We start from the raw sequence: 18,439 nt of genomic DNA, 5'->3' as shown, positions 1-18,439 counted from the left end.
GAGAAAGCCGTGATGATGACCTTTCAACATTTAGCTCGCGAAAACCGCCAAAAGAACGCTGGCGGATGTTATCCGGATGCGCTGGCTCATGCGACAACACTGGCCATTATGCTGCGCAGACTGGCTCGGGAAGATCCCAAGGACCGCCCAGCCATGACGGTGGTCGCATTGTTTCTTTGGCTGACTCAAACCTGGCCCGACATCCATCAACCCAGTAATATCCCCGATTTTGTAAAAATCTCCGGATCAGCACCGTGTCGGGAACATGTCTTTCGTACCTACAAAGATGGTGCGCTCTCATGGGCGGAATACGCACATAGTTATCATGACGGAAAGAAGACACATTACTTATGGCAACCACTCCCGACCTACCTCAATGCTTTTTTCCAGCCATTCATCAGCGCGCAAAGTTATGAGACCCCCTTCCTACGACCGAAAGCTAAAGTCCGCCTGTTTCAGATCATGAACAAAAAATGGCGAACGCCGGAGTCACTGAATGATTATCCGCGAGTAAGAAAAGACACCTTTCATCAATATCTGATTGATTGCGCCCAGGTTGACAATACCCTTACCCCTATCCCTCGCGCTCAGATTGTGTCTCCTAACCGAAAGCATCATAAACACGCCGACACTTATCAGCGCAGCGACAGTGATCGGGTTCGATACAAGCTGTTTGATGCCTATAACCGCTACTTGTCGCGACTCGTACGAGCGGCCCGCAATGCCAAGTTATCGCCACACTTTGACGTATTTATCGGCCAGCACGCCATCAACCTGATCGCGGAGCATCCCAAGATGGCTCCGTACCTCACTCAATCGGGGCGGATCGCTCAGACCGTTTTAGATACGTCCAATGGGACTCAGCAAAGTATCCGCAGTCCCGCCATCCCATTAGGCAGTCAACGCTACCTGGAGGAAAATGCCGTCACTCGTTTCTTTGATGGCCTGTTTGGGCATGTCAGCGCCCTAAAACCCGATCAACCCGCCAATAAAAATCGGTGGGCAGCCTATTACAATAGCGCGACCTATCGCCTGGCGTTACTGTTCATTGTACTGACGGGGACGCGCCCTACGCATGGGATCAGTATTTTGGCGCAATACTATTGGGGAGGCGACATGGTGTTTGTCAAAGACAAAGGACGACTGCGACAAGTCATCCTTTGTGACTATCTCCAGCGTGAAATCCAGCACTACCGAGCGCTTCAATCGGCAGTACTCTCTATGTGGGGAACCCGCCCAACCTTAGACGAAATGTGGTTCTGCCTCGACGACCATGGCCAGCCTTACCGATTATCCAACTGTGCCTTACGCCAGTTTATGCATCAGCACTGGCCTGGCATTGTGCCCTACCAGCTTCGTCACTTCTTTGCCCAAAGTGCTGTCAATAATGTCTCCTCGACTCGATTGCTCGACCAGGACATCGACCGTCTGATGGGTCACGAAAATCTCGGCGAACATTTGGGCAGCGATATGATCTTTCCAGAGACCTTTGATGCGATGAAAGTCTATCTCAACCAGTACGCTGAAAGGCTGGGACTGCAGGAGTTTGCGTATGTCTAAATTCATTCAAGCCCTTGCAGAGTCCATACACTATCACTTTGCACAATCCGGACAAGCATGCTCTGCACTGGAAGAGTTGGTCTGGGTGCTTAATCGCTGGCACATTGTTGACCATAAAACTCGTTCACTCAGTAAAACCGATATTGAGCCGATTAAAAAGCAGATAAAAATCGTCCCTACCGGCAAACAAAAACACTACCAGCAAGCCCTTAACGATATCTTGTTTTATCTTCAGGATGCCTGCCATTGGACACTGCCTAAAGAACATCAGCCTGGCATTCAAGACACAGAGTATGCGTGGTTTGAGTCCATTGCCGGCGAGTCACAACTCGCCAAGCAGGTATTTAGCCGCTATCAGCAACAAAAAGCGCAGTACTTGATCACTCGAGGCGAACTTTCTCCAGCGTTCATCGCCCTGATGATTGGTTTTGAGGTTGCCCCCTTGTCATTGCATCACATTTCTCAATTATTAAGCGATCCCACGTCGATGATCTCGGAAAACGCGGTGCCCCGTCTTCGGGTGCGCCACCGAAAATCGGGCAAAGAGGAGTGTCGTTATACTCATTATCATCTCCCACTGATGAGCTATCGGTTACTCAGTGATTATTATGCGCAATCCCCCGATCCGCTGAGCGAACACCACCTTCATCAGCAACTGACGCAGTGGTTACATAGCCATGCGCTGCCACCCGCGGATCGGCTCAAATGGTCACGACGGTTTCAGATCAGCTGGTATGTCCGTCATCACTTACCCCCACTTTTCATCAAAGATCTCGCTGTCCCTGAACGGCATGTCAGTCTAATCCGCGAGCAGCAAACCTCGCCGCTCAAGCCATCCGATATTTATGCGATTGACTGGGACGTCCATTGGTTTGAACACTTAGCGCCATCCAACGGCAAACCACCGTGGCCTCATCGCGATTTGATCAAAGCGTATTCCTCGTCAAAACCGCTCCCCGCTGCGCCCACCCAGGACGAGAAGAACCTGTTACCACGTTTGTTGTATGAGTATACGCATCAGTTGATCACGGCCGGCGGGGTGAAAAAAACGACGCTGGCCGCCAACACCATCGTCAAATACACTCGCCTTGAAAGTACCCTGGAAGCCTATCCGCTGTCTTATGCGGATGCCATCAACGAAGAGGCGATCAACGCTTGGGCTCAGACGGTGTATGACTCGCTCACGACGGAGTCTCACCAACAGATCTTTGTGTATTTTCTGCGCTTTCTCAGTATTCAGGAGCAAACAGACAGCCTTGATCTGGCGCTGTTCGCACCACCGACCATGTCGTCTTCAGTGAGTCCGGCTCGTTTGACGCTGGCGCAGTTCGATACCCTCATCCACACGTTGATCGTCACCAATACCACGCACCCTTTTCGAAGTTTATTTGCTGTCATGGCCACGCTTCTGGGCTTTTTCGGCATGCTTCGTCGGGGTGAAGTCCTGCGCCTACGTTGCCAAGATATTCAATTTGTGCCCAAAACAGGGCTACTGACATTGGCCATCACGAATACCACAGAAGGGCGAACCAAAAACGGTCAGCCTCGCACGGTGTATACCACCATTCCCAAGCAGTATCGCAAACTGTTCCAGGTGATCTTAACCATCAAAAAAGACGATCCCCCGGAAAGCCCGCTCTTAGGATTTAAAGGAGAAAAATACCATTCCCGACAGCTTTATTACTTCGTCCCGATCACTCGAGCCCTAAAAATGCGCTTCGGTACGCAGATGAAGTTTCATCATCTTCGTCATTCCGGCGTGCATATGTTGATGATCCAGGTGCTGCATTTTGTTAGCCGCACACCGGCGCAAGCCCGAGGGGACACACGTCTGGAAAAGGAAGTCATGTCGGATAGCGTTATTGCCACCCGATTCAACTACTGGCTGGAAGGACGAGAACTCAGTGAAGTGAACGATGGCATTTTCTTTGATGAAGTCTGCAAGCAGATTGGTCACACCCATTATTCGACGACCCGATGGTCTTACTTACACGACATTGACTGGCTCCTTCCGATCATCAGTCAGGCGCACCAACCGTACATTGCCAGAGACTATACGCACTCAGAGCTCCGGTATCTGATGGGACTGTCCCCGCAATCCAATGATTTATCCAGACGCCTGATACGACTGAGCCCCGAGTACGCTCAGAAAACCCTGGGTGAAAAACGCAGTCAGACCATTACACTCACGGACACCGACTTGCGCGCCGCCATTTTGGGCAAACCGCCAGTACCCAAAGAGGTCCCTCCGCCCGATCATTATAGAGATTGGCAGCGCTCTATTCACACCAGCACCGACACGTTACTCGGTTTTCTCTTTAAAACCATGATGGTCAATCAATCGCTCGATCTCGCCGCGCTCAGTCAAATCTGGAGCCAAGGCTGTCAACATGATATTCAACCCATCGATAAAAAGCAGCGCACCGCCTTTCGTCAGCTCCCTCCGATTGAATTATCGGGCGATGGGCGCTCGCTTCAAATGACGATGGCCTGCAACCTGAAAAATGCGCGCGCTTTTGCGGCCGCTTTTCGGCACAAAGAGTGGCGATGGTTAACTTGTCTCTTCGAGCTCGCGGTGAATCGAAAACTCAACCGAGCTCGGCAAATGGCCCTGCTTGAGCAGCATTATGTCCAAGGCAAAGAAACCGTTCACGTCACTCAGCACCCATTAGGCCAGACATCGCTCACTATCGTTCTGACGCCTAAGTTGCCACTTTCCAAGCCGGTTCTCACGTTCACTCAACAATTTATCGAATCTATGTCATCACAAAAGGCCACATCATGAACATCATCATTCCAGCCAGTAAACGCCCGCTTCTTCAAACCTTGTCAGAACGTATCGATACGCACTATGTCGATTGTGTGGTGACCGTACTCACTAATAAAACGGCGAACACTATCACCTTTATCGGCGGGCAATCCCCCTTTTGCTCAGAATATCTGTTGATCCTGGATAAGCGCTCCACGGGTCTAAAAGACAAACAGTTCTCCATCGATGGCAGCTTCGCGAAACAGCTCATCCATTATTTTGTCGAAGACCAAGACATCGAACTGGAGTTCGACATCAACGCCTCTGGAACCATGTTCGTGGAATTAGTTGATACGACCGCGCTTGCCAAAGATCAATATCAAACGGCGGCGCTGCGCCGCTGTCAGTGCGGGGATGCATCCGATGATCATTTGAACTATTTGACGGATAATCAGCACCGCCCGACCACCACCGCATCCAAAGCCACCATCGAACGCATCGTGTACGAAGCACAAGAAAACGTTCCGTTTGAGTTCCTGGAACTGAACAAAGAAAAACAGCACCTCCGAATTCAGCGTCAAGGTGAAGTCGAAGATAAATCGCTGCCCCGAGACCTAACCCTGCCCGTTTCACTGGTTTTAACGCCCGAGACCACGAAGCAAATGACCGAGCTTTGTCGCATCACCAGTGGTAATGAGATTGAAATCGCTCAGCAGGGCGAGACGGTCACCTTCAAAGCGCCAGAATGTACCTTGACCTGCTCGATAGCGGGGGTCGAAGCGTTCTACCAGAAAAAGCCCGATCCGATACGCACGTTAAAATATGTTGCTCTGAACCTGTTCGCGTTTAAAAAAGAACTCGAACATTGCTTTAAAAATTACGGACGGATCAAAAAAGCCAATGACGCCCTGCTTTATTTAGGCGAGAACCAAGCGGCGATTGCGGTGCTGACCGACCCTTATGAGTTTGTGCATCCCATTCATGTGTTTGAAGTCGGTCAAAGCGAACCTCATGCCGGCTCACTGTTTCGTTTCTCACCGCGTGATTTAGAGAACATCCAGATCAAAAACTCGTTGGACGCCAAAAAGACCCGAATCGACATTTTTGAAACTTCACACGGCGAGCTCAAGTTGGGTGTGTACTATTCCCTGGAAGAGAAACTCCCGTATGACACCATTGCCATCGAAAAAGACGAACGTCACCTGAAAAAAGTGCTCGCGATGATAGAGAGCATTGAAACAAAACAGGGAGAGACTCCAACCACCGTATCAGAGCAACAAGGCGATCTGTTTACCTTTGACGATGATGAGTAAAGCAGAGAGGATGAGTAAAAACACAAGTGGAAAGAAGAGTAAAGATAAAAATACTGGAAAAACAAGCAGATGGGATAGGAAGGCGGCCACCTCCCTATCCCGTACCGGCTGCGTGGAGTTTCGTTATATGCCAGTAATCAGAAAGTCGATAGCGGCAATAATTTCGTCTCTAAAAGTGCTTAGCTCATTGACAGGTTCACATAGAATTTTAGTTGGTACACTTGCCATTTGATGGGTCAAAATGACGAAGTCACCTTCATCAATGTGTATCACAGGGCATAGGTGACTAGGTGCTTTCTTTTCTAACATCTCAACAGGCGTTAGTGGGATGACTAATCGAGTATTCAGTGTATGGAGCAATTCGCTCTGAACGTCTACAAAGTAAGGGTAAGCAGTTGCAGTGCTCTTATCGTTGTTTTGGTATAGCGCAAATTGTGACATTAGAATACTCGGTAAGAATCAGAAAATAGACCATGTTTTTCAGTTAGCTCGTTACAAGCATTGATAGCTTCAACATTTTGCTCTTGCCATTCAGCTTTAAGGCGTTGGCTTACTTCTTTCTCCAGTGCTTTTTCCATTGTCGCTGACAAGTTAATCTTTAGACGTTTCGCCTCTGCTAGCAGCTCGCTATTCAAACTTAAGTTGACAGCTTTCTTTGGGGCTTGTGTATTAAATGCGTTTTTCATAGTATCAACTCATGCGTGTGTTGTATGCGCATCAATTATAGACATGAACTAGGCATATAACAACTATGGCGTCAATCGTTAATTTTTGGCGCTATTGTTATCCCACATTACACCGTCTCTGAGCATCGAGTTTAAGATCACAACCATTTAAGAGTGATTCGCGGCGTTAAGGCTGTAGAATTTCTCTATTTTTAGCCAATTTCATCCGATTTTAGGGTTAGTTGCGCGGTCTAGATCAGCTTAAATACTGCGCTGTGATATTGGTGCTTACCATGACAGCGGAAGGTGTAGAGTAGAAAGGAGAGCTTGGCGGAATTTTTAGCTCTTTTTGGAGATTTTTCCTTCTATTCGATGTGATTTCGCAGCTTTTCTATGTTATGGAGCATACTGAACATCGCCCATTGGGCGTTCACTTTCTCTTTTCCTCTAAGCGTGAACCTATTCATCTGCTTATTGATCGTGATGTTGACAAAAACAGGCTCAACATATCCAAGCCGTTTACTGTATTGCCACCTGCCTTCAGGGCTATCAATCTTGTCTTTCATGGCTTGCATGTGGTCAAAGTCTTTGGTTTTTTTGTAGATAAAGAAGACTTGTCGGCCTTGCTGCTTACCCGGTGGTTTTCTCATGCACTGCGACTGATGAATACATTGTCGGCAGTCGTTTAAATAGCCACAAAACTGAGTGCCACGCTCTCCACGTATTACTGCATTTTTGCTGCTGATGCGCATCATATTTCCTGCAGGGCACCGACAGGTCATGGCTTCTTGGTCGAACTCGAACATGCTGTTCGTGCTGCGGGGTTATCCCTAATAGCAGTCCGAAAGGTAGAGCTTGTCTTGGAATAAGAAAATGGGTGTGCTCTGAGTGCGGAGCAGAGCACGCGATATAAATGCGGCCAACAACATTCTCGCGGTGGGGCATCGCCGTCTAGCTGTAGGAACCCCCTCGGTTTAGCGAGGGGAGGATGTCAAGCTGGAGACCGGCGAAAATGCCTTTCTCAATGCCAAAGACATCAAACACAAACACGACATGGTGCATCGCATCAATTTAAGTGAGCTGGCGAAAGTGCCGATAACGGACATCACGTCGGCTAAGCAGATCAAACTTGCGCTACTCAAAAATGCGAGTGAAGGCGTGTATAAGCTTGGCTTTTATAATGATGTGAAAGGCGAGCACCCTTACGCGTATGTCGACGATGTCGCGCCCGATAAGCTCTCACTGGTCCTAGACGCCAAAAACAAACTCGAGGCGAAGCTCGAAGGCAAAGTGGATGATGAAACAGCTCGGATTGACATGGTTGGCTATGATGACATTTAACATTTGCCGAAAAAAAGCACTGGACAAATATCCAGCACCTGATATGGTAATTGATGAGATTTTCACCAATAGTGCCCCAAACGGCATTATGCGGAAATCAAACAAGCAGTTGGGATAGGAAGGCGGCAACCTTCCTACCCCGTATCGGCTGCCCGAACGTTTAAACCCGACCCAGCCGATGGCTCGATTCTAACGAATTCCATCGGTCAGGGACAGATCTATTTACGGATCTCATACTGATGGAGGCCAACATGGCGCACATTCGTATTCGCCCAAACGGGCGCATTCAATTCGATCTTCATTTGTACGGCCGCCGCTTTCGTGAAGGCACAAAGCAAATGGCGACCCCGAAAAACCTCAGTCAAGCCAAAGCCCTTCTCAAGCAAATGAATGCTGAGATCGCGTTGAACACCTTCCAATATCGCGACTATTTTCCCGAAAGCAAAAAGGTCCGGATTTTTGAGGCGCTGCAACGAGCAAAGCACCCCGACCGTCTTTATCCATTTTTTGATGATTTCGCCAACGAGTGGTTTGACCGCCAAAAAGGCAAATGGAAAAACAGCTATCAACAAACAGTGCGTAACACCTTAGACCTTTATCTGATCCCAAATTTTGGCAACACGCTCATTAATGAAGTGACGCTCGCCAATGTGGAATTCTTTCGAGAAACACTCATCAACCAACGGGACGACAAGGGCCATCGTAAGCTCTCCAACAAACGCATCAACGGCATCTTTTGGCCGCTGGTCTCCATTTTAGGCCTCGCCGCAGATGAGCACCAGTTTACCTACCCACTTCGTCGCTATAAAACGCTCAAAGAAGAAAAAGCCGATTCTCACCCGATGACCATACAGGAAGTTCAGCGTTTTCTAGAGACAGTACCTGCCCAGTGGCGTGACTATTTTATCGTCCGATTCTGGACCGGGATCCGCAGTTGTGAAATTCATGGCCTACATTGGGAGCACATCGACTTTGAGCACCGCCTCATTTGTGTTCGTCAGAATATGGTTAATGGCGAACTGGGGGACGTGAAAACCCCCAAATCACGCCGAGAGCTCAAAATGTGTGACACCCTGCTAGCGGTGTTTACCCGTCTAAAAGAACAAAAAACGGATGACTCGCCTTTTGTGTTTACCCACCAAGGAAAGCCACTCGACACCCACTTTGTCAGCAAAAAACTGTGGTATCCAACGCTTGAAAAAGCGGGCCTTAAACGCCGACGCCCCTATGAAACCAGACATACCGCCGCCGTCCTTCATATCGCCGCACACGAAAACCCGCTTTATATCTCGCACATGCTTGGGCACAGTGATACGAGCTTATTGTTCAAAGTCTATGCCCCGTATGTGGCCAATGCATCAAGAAGCGATGGCAGTGCGTTTAATGAGCTGATGAAACAGGAGGGACTATGATGAATGATACTCTCTCATTTGAAGCGCAATGGGATAAGCTTCATGCCTTGCTTGATTTTCAACACGCGCATGACAATACGCTGACCATCATCGCATTAGGCGGGTTATCTCAAGATGTACAACGGCTTTGGTGGCAGTCCGAAGCGCCCTTTGATTTGCAGCCTTCGGCACTTTTACAAGATAGCCTGTCGCTGTATGCCCAGCGTGGCTGGCAGCAATACCGACACGATAGTACTTTGTTTCATGCCCTCAATGAGCACGTAACCGCGTGTTTTGGCTGTCAGCGCCATTGTTATTTTGACCTTGAGTTACACCAACGCTATCCCGATCTGCCATTGATTAAGTTTTGGCTCGCGTCAGCATCATGTTGCTGCCGAGAGTATCCGGTGAATCAGGGAGATTTGTGGCTGCAACACCTCCGCTTAACCCAGGCCATGAGCCTTGCAATGGAGCAACGGTCTTATGATCCGGAACGACTCATCGGGTATGGCGAACAATGGGTGATGATCATGGATGTGGAAACTCAGTGGGTGGTGGTTTGCAGTGACCAACCCTTTCTGCCGTTCAAGGCATTGGGATTTCAGTTTTGGCATTGTTGCTATCCCTCACCATACTGAGGTCAGCAAGCAATAAAAAACGCAACCCACTCCGGTGACCAACACTAGAAAGGAAAAAAGTAAAGAGGGAGCACCGACCAACCAATCGGTGCTCTGAATAAAACGGGAGCACGACAGCGTCAACTACCTTCAGAAAGACCGCTTTTGTAATAATATCGCGATAAAATCAGGCTCAGGATATTGTTGCCCCAAATGGAGCAATTGACATCGGCGGTAACAGATAAGTGGTTTTTATTTGACGTAAGGCTGCTCAATCATAGGCCAGGCAGCCATTATCAGGCGATTCAAGACTCAAGGTTTGAGTATAAAGGCTATGTGCAGCAAGAGTTGGCCGTATTGGGCATTGAACCAAACTTTTCCTGGGGGACGCCAGAGCCAGGATCGAATTTATGATCACAGACACCCTGTCCACATCGTTCTAGTGGAGGTAAAGAGTAGTCACCCTAAGAAGTGTATTTAAGAGCTGCGATAAGCACCGCCACGCCAACATATATGGCGTATAACTGTATTTACTATCCACGTAATTTCGAAAACGAGTCGATCTAGCAACTTCGCTTCATCTAATGCAAACAAGATATCGTAATGAAGGAGCTCCTTCTCAATGACGGGGCGCATATCCTTTGTGCCACCCTGAGCGAGCGCCATCTCCACTAACAAATCAAAATCTTCTTTCGCCTTAGTCATCTACCATCGCCTCCATATCAATCAAATGCGTATTACGACCCACGCGCTTCAAATCTCTTAATGCAGCAACCTTTGATGCAACCCTAAGCGGCCTGTCGATAGTGATCACCTGACTTAAAATATCTGAAACTGATCGTTTTGTATGAGTGAATTCGATTACTCCGTAATTTGTCTTGTATGTTCCCTTAGCCCCTGTTGTCATCAAGGTAAGTCTGTCTACTGGGATTTGAGAAATAACCCCGTAAGAAGACAATGCCGACTCAAGGCTTACGTAGTTGTACTCGCCTCTTCTAAGAGCGATAGCAATAAGCTCAATTGTCTTTGAGGTGTTTTTGTTTTTTGATAAGCCGTATACGTAGACCCCTCTCGCTGGTCGCTCTAGTAATCCTGTTTTTACTAGGCGAGCTAGGCTATCGTTCAATGACCGAGTGGAATCTTCGTGAAAAATTTTGGCTAAATCTCGGTGTAAAAAGACATACCGACCCTTTGAATCTAGCTCGTTAAGTCTCTTAATAGCTAATTCTTGTCTCATCATTTTAAGTCTATAGTTCTTACAGCTATAGGCAGCATAACCACCCACTTAACAAAAAACCAACAAGTAGTAGGTTGTTACAGGTTTAAGCTGTATAACTCATTACTTAATTCCAAAAACAACATTTAAGTGAATCGCTATTACACCCAAAGGCGGTATAAGTATACACTTGATTTTGGCAGTCAAGCTGAAAAATGGTGGCAGTCCGAAGCGCCCTTTGATTTGCAACCTTCGGCACTTTTAAAAGACAGCCTGTCGCTGTATGCCCAGCGTGGCTGGCAGCAATACCGACACGATACCACTTTGTTTCATGCCCTCAATGAGCACGTAACCGCGTGTTTTGGCTGTCAGCGCCATTGTTATTTTGACCTTGAGTTACACCAACGCTATCCTGATCTGCCATTGATTAAGTTTTGGCTCGCGTCAGCATCGTGTTGCTGCCGAGAGTATCCGGTGAATCAGGGAGATTTGTGGCTGCAACACCTCCGCTTAACCCAGGCCATGAGCCTTGCGATGGATCAGCGGTCTTATGCTCCGGAACGACTCGTCGGGTATGGCGAACAATGGGTGATGATCATGGATGTTGGAAACTCAGTGGGTGGTGGTTTGCTGGCGACGGCTGATAAAAACAAACCAGCCGCCCTCTACATCGACCGACTTGACCCGATATGATGGCATGCTCTTGGCTAAAACCAATCGTCTTCAGCAGCAAAAAAATCGAAGGGTTCAATACTCATCAACTGTTGATGAAAACGCGCCGCATCAACTCGCTCTTTCAAGAGCTGTTGAAGGTGTTTGACCGTTCTCACCTCTTGACATCGCTGATGCAACTCTTGCGCCTCTTGTTGTAGAGAATGACGGTATTGGCTGAGTTCTCTTTCTCGGGAAACTTTGTTTCCTCCACCAAACTTCTGCCAAATAATACTCTTTATATCATCACCGTTCCTCAGCGCTTGGTATTCTCTATTTAACAGAGCCACTTTCTCTTTGAGCGTTGCCTCTAAACGCGCAAGCAATTTGTCGTCCATTACCATTTCATGATCAGGCAGGTACTGCTGAGCCATCAAAAGCAGTGCAACCACATCTTTTTCTTTCTTGGCTTGTGATAGCTGCTGCATCAACGCACTTTTTTCATCTTTTTTGGTGACATCTGTTTCTTTATCTGGGTGTAAGTGCTTAGCTAATTGCCGATACAACTTCGTCATCTGTTTATCGCTATACAGCGCTTGACTCATCGGTGAGAAAGGCGCGTTCAACTCATGATTTGAATCATCACCCGAGAAAAAGTCCTCTGCGCCCCAATCAAATGCGTCTTCCTTTTCATTACTGTCAGCGTCAATTTTTTCCGCTAAAAGCCCTTGCAGGTAAGCCTGGAACTTGTGCGGCTCTCTCATCATTTCAATCAGCTCTTCGTGAGACAATTCGATTTCATCACCAATCATCATCTCAAGCTCTTTACGAAACGCCTCAAGCACCTCGGTAGGAACGTCATCTGGCATCGGGGCATGTGAGGTATCCGCAAGCAGCGCCTGATTGAATGCTTCGCGCAAGTCTTTGGTGTTAACAGGGTTGAACGGGTTGGCCTCTAAAACCGAAAGCTCTTCTTGCAGCCAATCATACAAAGCCTCACGCTGGGCACTTTTGATGGTTTTACGTGGTATGAAGGAAATCAAGTGTTGAATCCAGGCCTCTGTCGCTAAACAGACGGCTTGCTCGGTCGCTTCTGTCGATGTTTTAAACTCTTGATAAAACTTATCGAGTTTAACTTGATACCTCTGATTGCGCTGACGCTTCTTTTCAATATCGCTCCAAAGTTGATTGAGCTTGCTCTTCTTTGCGATCGTCGGCTGCGTCGCTGTCAAGGCGGTGAGAGTGATTGTTGGCATACCTACAAAGTCCTATAAATGTGATGGTACAATTTATCACTTTGGGCCTAATGTTTCATTCGTTGCTTTAGCTCAATCTCCCAGCCCCCCAAGTGGAACGATTGCCCGGAGACGAAAAGCGTTGGCTGCTCTACCCAACTTTGCAAGTTTTCCCAATTTTTTCGGTCATCGTTAAGCGTTCAAGCATACCTTCATCCATCACATCTCATGATCAGAAAGGTGCTGCTGAGCTCACATAAACAAGGTCACCACATCTTTGTCTTTCTTCGCTTGTGATAGTTGCGGCATGAGTGCGCTTTTCTCAGATGTCTTCTCTTCGTCCATTTCTTTGTCTGGGTGTAATTGTTTGGCCAGCTGGCGATACAACTTGGTTATCTGTTTATCGCTGTAAAGCGTAGCGCTCGCTTGATGATATGACGACTCACTACGTTCGCGTTTTCCGACTGCTAAGACGGTTACAATGATGACACCGTCTTCAACTTTGTAGACGAGACGGTAGCCAGATTGACGCAACTTAATTTTATACATGTTGTCAGCTCCAGAAAGCTTTGAAGCCGGAACATGTGGGTTATCTAAGCGTTCTATCAGCTTTTTCTTAAACTGTTGTTGCAGAGTAGAGCCAAGCTTTTTCCACTCTTTGAGTGCACCCTTTTTTTTAAAGTCGAGTTTATAGGTCATCAATATTTACCGAAATGCTCTCTTCAGACTCACGCTCCTTAGCGATAGCGAGTAGTTCAAGCTCTTCGAGTCTGTCCATCATCATTTCGTACGCTTCGGCAGGTACACAATAAAATGCGGGCTCATTTCGGTTTAATACAGCAACAGGTTCGCCGTAAGCACTAGTTGCAACTTTCATAGGGTTAGCTTTCAACTCGGTAATGCTTGCAGCAACATCGGCTAAAATTCTAGTGGTCATATAATCGGTCTCTTAAGTGGTCTTTATGTTGGTCACTTTAGCCTCAACCAAGCGGTATAACAAATAAGGATTAAGAGTGATTCGCAACGCGTGGCATGTTTACTATGCGTCGGTGTATGTGTTTAAGGTATTGTGCGGAGGCTAAGGTATTGCGTTGCTCACATCACCTTAATCCTTATTGTTTACTGCGATTCAATTAGTAATGATAACGACAAGCAATTATCGTTAAATGTGAATCATTAACGGCATAAACGAGTCTATTTGTATCGTCAATCCTGCGAGACCAGAAACCAGTTAAGTGCTCTTTCAATGGTTCAGGTTTGCCAATGCCTTCAAATGGTGATCGCTTTGCATCTGTAATCGGGCCTTATTAATACTTTTAAGGGGGTTCTTGGTCAGTCAGTTAAAAATCGGTTTTACTTTCTGCATTTGGTTTTCGTTACAGAAATTCGAACATAGACAATTTAAATTGCTATCGCAATTTCGACTTATATCACCGCCCTTATCGGGCGATACAAACTGAGCTTCTCCATGCTCTAGGCGCGTAAACGCATGATTAACCTGTTCAGTAATCCAAGCGTCATGATCTTCCAATTTAAGCTACTCATCAGCGAGTTGCTCCGTAAAGTTACGGCAGGCATCGCTCAATCGATGGCCTTTGAGCCAAACGCTTTGTTTCTTCATCGATGCGAAAGTCAAGATGAGGAACAGAAGGGCAACTCATTTCTGTATTGGCGCAATGACTGGCAAAGGGCACGATGATATCAACGAAATGAAAGGCAGGCACACGCCAGTTAGCCGCTAGATACAATCCAACAAAGACGCATCAAACCCATCTCACCCCATGTTTTTCAATATGATCAATCAACTTATCATTTTTGATTTTATGCTTGATCAGAATATCAACCTTGTACGGAATAGTCGTAAGCTCAATTTGAGTCAAAAGCTCAGCAACGTCTGTTAAATCTAACTGCTCACCTTCTAAAACAAGATCAATATCCGAGTTAGGTTTGAAGGTCCCAATGGCCCTTGAACCAAATAACCAAGCCGCACAAACATGCGGGTGTTGTGTCAAAAGCGCGATGAGTTGTTGTTGGTGCTTCACTTTAAGTCCATTTTCCTGAACACCATTACTCGTCATTGTTGCTTTTCTCCGTTAAGTATTGAGTGATAGCAGTAATAACAGGCTCAAACTCTTCTAATATTAACGCTTGGGCTTGTAGCACATTCTCTTCATCATAAGTGTGAGTGAGGAAGTTTCGTTTACCCAGTGCCTCGAGCAACGTTTCACATTGGTTGGGAGAAAGGTGGTTCGCTTCTAACGCTGTTCGAATAACACTCCGAGGTGATGCAGCATCATATCCTTCAAATTCGAGTAGATCTTTCAGCGTCTTCCAAGTCAACTCGAAGGAAAACTCAAAGGTTTGAATAAGTCCTGCCAGCTCTAGTTCATTGTAAGAGTCTTGTGCGCAAGCTTTCATTAAACGCAATTGCGCTTTTTGTAAGTTTTGCAGCCGTTGTTTCCAACGTAAAGGATTAAAAGACATCTCTTCTGCTCTATGATCCAAAGGTTCTGAATGAATACACTACATCAATCCCTATAAGCCATCAATGGCCACTCGCCCGCCCTCGCTGGATGGGCCTCTTCTGGCTGACTCCCCCGCAAGGAAAAGGGGCTGATATCGCTATCAGGTGCTGTTGCGAATTCCCGAGCATAATGAACATTCAGTCCGGTTCAATGTGAAGACGGACAACTCATCCCTCATATGGCGCAATACATCAAATGCACTGTTAAAAATCGGTTTTACTTTCTGCACTTGGTTTTCGTTACAGAAATTCGAATATAGATAATTTAAATTGCTATCGCAATTTCGACTTATATCACCGCCCTCATCAGGCGATGGTTTACGCCGATTTTGCTAAAAGCTTACATTGAAAAGCAAACAGCTCCCAATTGCGTTACAAAGAACGTCTTGCTTGGGTCTTGTCTTTACTCAATGTATTGGTAATAACGTATTCTTAAACAGCCTGAATGAGGTCTGGAACAATCGTGTTCCACAAAGGTAAACTTCAGCCAATTCCTTTTGCTAGGTATCTATGACAAACGTTGTTGGCCAACCTAGCGGTAATAGTAATGTTCTAACCATTTACCCAAGTAATAATATGACGAAAAAGTACACAACCTCCAGTCACTGGGGGGCAGGGATTGCAGAGGTCAAAGACGGCAAATTAGTCCGCGTCAGTGCACACCCAATTGATACGGCTCCTTCTCCTATCAATGACAACATGCATAGCTCTCTTTATGGATCAGCCAGAATAAAGAAACCGGCTGTTCGTAAGAGCTACCTAGAGAACGGGCCACAACATAAAAATAACACCAGGGGTCAAGAACCTTTTGTTGAGGTTTCTTGGGAAACAGCCTTCGACCTTATCAGCAATGCTGTTAAGTCCATCCGTAACGAGCACGGAAACGAAGCGATATTCGGCGGTTCCTATGGTTGGGGCAGTGCTGGTCGTTTTCATCATGCTCAAAGTCAGCTTAAGCGATTCTTAGCCTGTGCTGGTGGATTTGTAAGTAGTGAAGGTAACTACAGCTACAACACTGCACTTATCCTGTTACCACATATTGTCGGTGACTTTAATAAATTGACATCGACGGCTACTCGTTGGTCAACGATTGCTAAAGAGGGCGAGTTGGTTGTTATGTTTGGTGGTGTGCCACTTAAGAGCGCTCAAGTTTCTCCTGGTGGTTGCGCCCGTCACCGATTGAAAGACGAACTACTGGCATGCCGCAAAGCGGGTGTAGAGTTTATTGACATCAACCCGTGTCGCTCAGATTCTCCGGCAGAAATTGAAGCTGAGTGGCTGGCTGCAGTCCCAGGCTCTGATTCAGCGATCATGCTGGGACTTGCACACACCTTGCTTGTTGAAGACCTTCATGACAATGCATTCCTCGACAAATATACCGTTGGGTTTGACGAAGTTAAGGCGTACCTGCTTGGTGAGAAAGACGGCGTCGCTAAAACAGCAGAGTGGGCCAGCGCTTTATCGGAAATCCCAGCAGAACGCATCAAACAACTTGCTCGCCAAATGGCCAAGTCTCGCACCTTTATCTGTACAGCCGCAGGGGTTCAGAGAACTGAACATGGCGAACAAACGCTTTGGGGAACGATCACTTTAGCTTCGATGCTTGGTCAAATTGGCTTACCTGGTGGTGGCTACGCTATTGCGTATGGCTCTGACGGTGGGATTGGATTGATGCATCGCCCTATTCGTTGGCCAGCATTCCCGCAGCGCAAAAACAACGTCGACACGTTTATTCCGGTAGCGTGTATTTCCGATATGTTGCTCAATCCGGGGGATGAATATCAATACAACGGTATGAATCTGACTTATCCGGATATCCGTATGGTTTGGTGGGCCGGTGGTAATCCATTTCATCATCATCAAGATATTAACCGCTTAGTTGAGGCCTTCCAGCAACCTGAAACCATCATCGTCAATGAAATCAACTGGACAGCAACAGCAAGGTTTGCCGATATTGTATTACCAGTAACGACAACATTAGAGCGAGAAGATATCGGTGCTGGCTCCCGTGACAACAGCTTGATCCCTATGCCTAGAGTCGTTGAGCCCATTGGTGAAGCTCGTGATGAGTTTGATATTTTCACAGAAATCGCAAAGCGTTTGGATATCGAAGAGGACTTCACTCAAAACAAGACCTCACGTCAATGGCTTGAGAGCATGTGGCAAAAGCTGATCCCTGAGTCGAAAAAGTTAGGTGTTGAGCTTCCTGATTTTGATGCGTTTTTGAATGGAGACGTTATCGAGTTCGCGGATCCGAACCCGGAAGCCGTACTGCTTGCAGAATTTAGACAAGACCCAGATTTGCATCCATTAACCACACCAAGCGGTAAGATCGAGCTCTACAGCGAACGTATTGCCTCGTTTGGATACGAAGATTGCCCAGGGCAGTTTACCTGGCTACCTCCGACAGAGTGGTTGAATTCAAAGCAAGCGGAAACATTCCCGCTTTATATGATTTCAGGGCAGCCGAAAACAAAGCTGCATAGCCAACTCGATTCAGGCAGTTACAGTCGAAACGCTAAGATTAAAGGCCGTGAACCAGTGATGATCAACCCAGTAGATGCGAAGGCTCGAGGTATTGAAGACGGAGATATCGTTAAAATTTTTAATGACCGAGGGGCTTGTCTAGCTGGCGCTGTTGTTACTGAAGACATTCGAGAAAGAACCATCTATTTGTGTACTGGTTCATGGTATGACCCGATGAATCCAAGTGAAAAAGTCAGCCTTGATAAGCATGGTAACCCGAATGTTCTCACTCATGATAAACGTACATCGAAATTGTCACAAAGTACTGCGGCTCATAGTGCATTAGTCAATATAGAGAAATTCGAAGGCGATTTGCCAGAGATAACTGTATTTGACCCGCCTGAGATGTCTGTCGAGTAGCTAACGTAGCTGCAGGGTTTCTACTCTTTACTGAGGCTCCGCACACCTTTTTTGACTGACGAGGGTCATTCAATATGCTCAATTTCTCTCTAAATGTCTGAAACTAAATCACTTATTACTCACCGACAACACTAGGCAGTATAAGATCACAGTTAGGTAATAAAGCAAAGCCTATTTTATACCCTGGAAAATTAAGGATAGGTGCGTTAATAACATTCGGGGACCCTGCTGGTGGACGTTTACCAAAAAAGCACCTTAACAAATCATAATTACTGTACTAAAATTTACAGT

Annotated in this window: 17 protein-coding genes and 5 pseudogenes; 10 read left to right on the top strand and 12 right to left on the bottom strand. The window is 46.8% G+C overall.

The features are described 5' to 3' along the window. The first annotated feature begins 12 nt into the window (after positions 1–12). Genes ACWYVB_RS22705 through ACWYVB_RS22695 form a run of 3 tightly spaced genes read left to right on the top strand, consistent with a single transcriptional unit; the run spans position 13 to position 5,622 of the window. Positions 13–1,560 carry a hypothetical protein gene (locus ACWYVB_RS22705; protein ID WP_262679553.1) on the top strand — a complete coding sequence of 516 codons (1,548 nt, stop codon included), beginning with the start codon at positions 13–15 and terminating at the stop codon, positions 1,558–1,560. Further along, positions 1,553–4,345, top strand: a complete 2,793-nt coding sequence (locus ACWYVB_RS22700; RefSeq protein WP_256956403.1) for a site-specific integrase — start codon at positions 1,553–1,555, stop codon at positions 4,343–4,345. The genes ACWYVB_RS22705 and ACWYVB_RS22700 overlap by 8 nt, the downstream gene beginning before the upstream one ends. Continuing rightward, positions 4,342–5,622, top strand: a complete 1,281-nt coding sequence (locus tag ACWYVB_RS22695) for a hypothetical protein (protein WP_005397585.1) — start codon at positions 4,342–4,344, stop codon at positions 5,620–5,622. The genes ACWYVB_RS22700 and ACWYVB_RS22695 overlap by 4 nt, the downstream gene beginning before the upstream one ends. Before the next feature lie 123 nt (positions 5,623–5,745). Here the strand turns inward: ACWYVB_RS22695 and ACWYVB_RS22690 are convergent, their stop codons facing one another. From ACWYVB_RS22690 to ACWYVB_RS22680, 3 genes and pseudogenes are all read right to left on the bottom strand, one after another. Beyond that, a complete protein-coding gene (locus ACWYVB_RS22690; protein WP_005397584.1) occupies positions 5,746–6,063 on the bottom strand; it encodes a CcdB family protein in 318 nt (105 codons plus the stop codon). Beyond that, positions 6,063–6,308, bottom strand: a complete 246-nt coding sequence (locus ACWYVB_RS22685) for a type II toxin-antitoxin system CcdA family antitoxin (RefSeq protein ID WP_005397583.1) — start codon at positions 6,306–6,308, stop codon at positions 6,063–6,065. Before ACWYVB_RS22685 ends, ACWYVB_RS22690 begins: the two co-directional genes overlap by 1 nt. Positions 6,309–6,652: 344 nt before the next feature. Beyond that, positions 6,653–7,096 (bottom strand): annotated as a pseudogene (locus tag ACWYVB_RS22680) (transposase); the annotation flags it as partial. 244 nt (positions 7,097–7,340) lie between these two features. Here ACWYVB_RS22680 and ACWYVB_RS22675 point away from each other — a divergent pair. The 4 genes and pseudogenes from ACWYVB_RS22675 to ACWYVB_RS22660 form a co-directional block, all read left to right on the top strand. Next, positions 7,341–7,628 carry a hypothetical protein gene (locus tag ACWYVB_RS22675; RefSeq protein ID WP_257888527.1) on the top strand — a complete coding sequence of 96 codons (288 nt, stop codon included), beginning with the start codon at positions 7,341–7,343 and terminating at the stop codon, positions 7,626–7,628. 251 nt (positions 7,629–7,879) lie between these two features. Continuing rightward, a complete protein-coding gene (locus tag ACWYVB_RS22670; RefSeq protein ID WP_457530263.1) occupies positions 7,880–9,040 on the top strand; it encodes a tyrosine-type recombinase/integrase in 1,161 nt (386 codons plus the stop codon). Then, positions 9,037–9,657: a hypothetical protein gene (locus tag ACWYVB_RS22665; protein WP_257888526.1), complete on the top strand. Its 621-nt coding sequence runs from the start codon at positions 9,037–9,039 to the stop codon at positions 9,655–9,657. The genes ACWYVB_RS22670 and ACWYVB_RS22665 overlap by 4 nt, the downstream gene beginning before the upstream one ends. Before the next feature lie 222 nt (positions 9,658–9,879). Then, positions 9,880–10,052, top strand: a pseudogene (locus tag ACWYVB_RS22660) (AAA family ATPase); the annotation flags it as partial. A gap of 61 nt (positions 10,053–10,113) precedes the next feature. Here the strand turns inward: ACWYVB_RS22660 and ACWYVB_RS22655 are convergent. Continuing rightward, positions 10,114–10,341 carry a hypothetical protein gene (locus ACWYVB_RS22655; protein WP_257888525.1) on the bottom strand — a complete coding sequence of 76 codons (228 nt, stop codon included), beginning with the start codon at positions 10,339–10,341 and terminating at the stop codon, positions 10,114–10,116. Beyond that, the gene (gene abiEi, locus ACWYVB_RS22650) at positions 10,334–10,873 is read right to left on the bottom strand and encodes a type IV toxin-antitoxin system AbiEi family antitoxin (RefSeq protein ID WP_373273938.1); all 540 of its coding nucleotides are present in this window, start codon (positions 10,871–10,873) and stop codon (positions 10,334–10,336) included. The genes ACWYVB_RS22655 and abiEi overlap by 8 nt, the downstream gene beginning before the upstream one ends. A gap of 222 nt (positions 10,874–11,095) precedes the next feature. On the opposite strand from abiEi, the gene ACWYVB_RS22645 reads away from it, so the two are divergent. Then, complete coding sequence (locus ACWYVB_RS22645; RefSeq protein WP_257888523.1) at positions 11,096–11,545, top strand: hypothetical protein; 450 nt, start codon at positions 11,096–11,098, stop codon at positions 11,543–11,545. Positions 11,546–11,559: 14 nt separating this feature from the next. Here ACWYVB_RS22645 and ACWYVB_RS22640 read toward each other — a convergent pair whose 3' ends face one another. The 5 genes and pseudogenes from ACWYVB_RS22640 to ACWYVB_RS22620 all read right to left on the bottom strand — a co-directional run bounded on the left by ACWYVB_RS22640 (position 11,560) and on the right by ACWYVB_RS22620 (position 14,074). Continuing rightward, the gene (locus tag ACWYVB_RS22640; RefSeq protein ID WP_457530261.1) at positions 11,560–12,759 is read right to left on the bottom strand and encodes a J domain-containing protein; all 1,200 of its coding nucleotides are present in this window, start codon (positions 12,757–12,759) and stop codon (positions 11,560–11,562) included. Between the two features lie 154 nt (positions 12,760–12,913). Further along, a pseudogene (locus ACWYVB_RS22635) lies at positions 12,914–13,182 on the bottom strand (DnaJ domain-containing protein); the annotation flags it as partial. Further along, positions 13,180–13,437 (bottom strand): annotated as a pseudogene (locus ACWYVB_RS22630) (type II toxin-antitoxin system RelE family toxin); the annotation flags it as partial. The pseudogenes ACWYVB_RS22630 and ACWYVB_RS22635, both read right to left, overlap by 3 nt. After that, a complete protein-coding gene (locus tag ACWYVB_RS22625; RefSeq protein ID WP_318080218.1) occupies positions 13,427–13,675 on the bottom strand; it encodes a type II toxin-antitoxin system Phd/YefM family antitoxin in 249 nt (82 codons plus the stop codon). The pseudogene ACWYVB_RS22630 and the gene ACWYVB_RS22625, both read right to left, overlap by 11 nt. Positions 13,676–13,871: 196 nt before the next feature. Beyond that, positions 13,872–14,074: pseudogene (locus tag ACWYVB_RS22620) on the bottom strand (Txe/YoeB family addiction module toxin). Between the two features lie 153 nt (positions 14,075–14,227). Between ACWYVB_RS22620 and ACWYVB_RS22615 the strand changes: the two are divergent. After that, a complete protein-coding gene (locus tag ACWYVB_RS22615) occupies positions 14,228–14,437 on the top strand; it encodes a hypothetical protein (RefSeq protein WP_457530259.1) in 210 nt (69 codons plus the stop codon). Between the two features lie 64 nt (positions 14,438–14,501). Here the strand turns inward: ACWYVB_RS22615 and ACWYVB_RS22610 are convergent, their stop codons facing one another. Together ACWYVB_RS22610 and ACWYVB_RS22605 are read right to left on the bottom strand one after the other, a co-directional pair. After that, on the bottom strand, positions 14,502–14,816 hold the full coding sequence (locus tag ACWYVB_RS22610) for a nucleotidyltransferase family protein (RefSeq protein ID WP_213896843.1): 315 nt from the start codon (positions 14,814–14,816) through the stop codon (positions 14,502–14,504). Further along, on the bottom strand, positions 14,806–15,222 hold the full coding sequence (locus ACWYVB_RS22605; RefSeq protein ID WP_213896842.1) for an HI0074 family nucleotidyltransferase substrate-binding subunit: 417 nt from the start codon (positions 15,220–15,222) through the stop codon (positions 14,806–14,808). The genes ACWYVB_RS22610 and ACWYVB_RS22605 overlap by 11 nt, the downstream gene beginning before the upstream one ends. A 550-nt stretch (positions 15,223–15,772) precedes the next feature. Between ACWYVB_RS22605 and ACWYVB_RS22600 the strand changes: the two genes are divergently transcribed. Beyond that, positions 15,773–18,148 carry a molybdopterin-dependent oxidoreductase gene (locus tag ACWYVB_RS22600; RefSeq protein WP_457530257.1) on the top strand — a complete coding sequence of 792 codons (2,376 nt, stop codon included), beginning with the start codon at positions 15,773–15,775 and terminating at the stop codon, positions 18,146–18,148. The last annotated feature ends 291 nt before the right edge of the window (positions 18,149–18,439 follow it).

It is taken from the genome of Vibrio sp. JZG10 (genome assembly GCF_054064075.1).
The sequence above is the reverse complement of the archived record's forward strand: the minus strand, read 5'-3'. Positions and strand labels throughout refer to the sequence as shown.

Bases quoted from the DNA above. Each gene is read 5' to 3' on its own strand.
- ACWYVB_RS22705 (WP_262679553.1), top strand. From the start codon at position 13: ATGATGACCTTTCAACATTTAGCTCGCGAAAACCGCCAAAAGAACGCT.
- ACWYVB_RS22700 (WP_256956403.1), top strand. From the start codon at position 1,553: ATGTCTAAATTCATTCAAGCCCTTGCAGAGTCCATACACTATCACTTT.
- ACWYVB_RS22695 (WP_005397585.1), top strand. From the start codon at position 4,342: ATGAACATCATCATTCCAGCCAGTAAACGCCCGCTTCTTCAAACCTTG.
- ACWYVB_RS22690 (WP_005397584.1), bottom strand. From the start codon at position 6,063: ATGTCACAATTTGCGCTATACCAAAACAACGATAAGAGCACTGCAACT.
- ACWYVB_RS22685 (WP_005397583.1), bottom strand. From the start codon at position 6,308: ATGAAAAACGCATTTAATACACAAGCCCCAAAGAAAGCTGTCAACTTA.
- ACWYVB_RS22675 (WP_257888527.1), top strand. From the start codon at position 7,341: ATGGTGCATCGCATCAATTTAAGTGAGCTGGCGAAAGTGCCGATAACG.
- ACWYVB_RS22670 (WP_457530263.1), top strand. From the start codon at position 7,880: ATGGCGCACATTCGTATTCGCCCAAACGGGCGCATTCAATTCGATCTT.
- ACWYVB_RS22665 (WP_257888526.1), top strand. From the start codon at position 9,037: ATGATGAATGATACTCTCTCATTTGAAGCGCAATGGGATAAGCTTCAT.
- ACWYVB_RS22655 (WP_257888525.1), bottom strand. From the start codon at position 10,341: ATGACTAAGGCGAAAGAAGATTTTGATTTGTTAGTGGAGATGGCGCTC.
- abiEi (WP_373273938.1), bottom strand. From the start codon at position 10,873: ATGAGACAAGAATTAGCTATTAAGAGACTTAACGAGCTAGATTCAAAG.
- ACWYVB_RS22640 (WP_457530261.1), bottom strand. From the start codon at position 12,759: ATGCCAACAATCACTCTCACCGCCTTGACAGCGACGCAGCCGACGATC.
- ACWYVB_RS22625 (WP_318080218.1), bottom strand. From the start codon at position 13,675: ATGACCACTAGAATTTTAGCCGATGTTGCTGCAAGCATTACCGAGTTG.
- ACWYVB_RS22615 (WP_457530259.1), top strand. From the start codon at position 14,228: ATGATTAACCTGTTCAGTAATCCAAGCGTCATGATCTTCCAATTTAAG.
- ACWYVB_RS22610 (WP_213896843.1), bottom strand. From the start codon at position 14,816: ATGACGAGTAATGGTGTTCAGGAAAATGGACTTAAAGTGAAGCACCAA.
- ACWYVB_RS22605 (WP_213896842.1), bottom strand. From the start codon at position 15,222: ATGTCTTTTAATCCTTTACGTTGGAAACAACGGCTGCAAAACTTACAA.
- ACWYVB_RS22600 (WP_457530257.1), top strand. From the start codon at position 15,773: ATGACAAACGTTGTTGGCCAACCTAGCGGTAATAGTAATGTTCTAACC.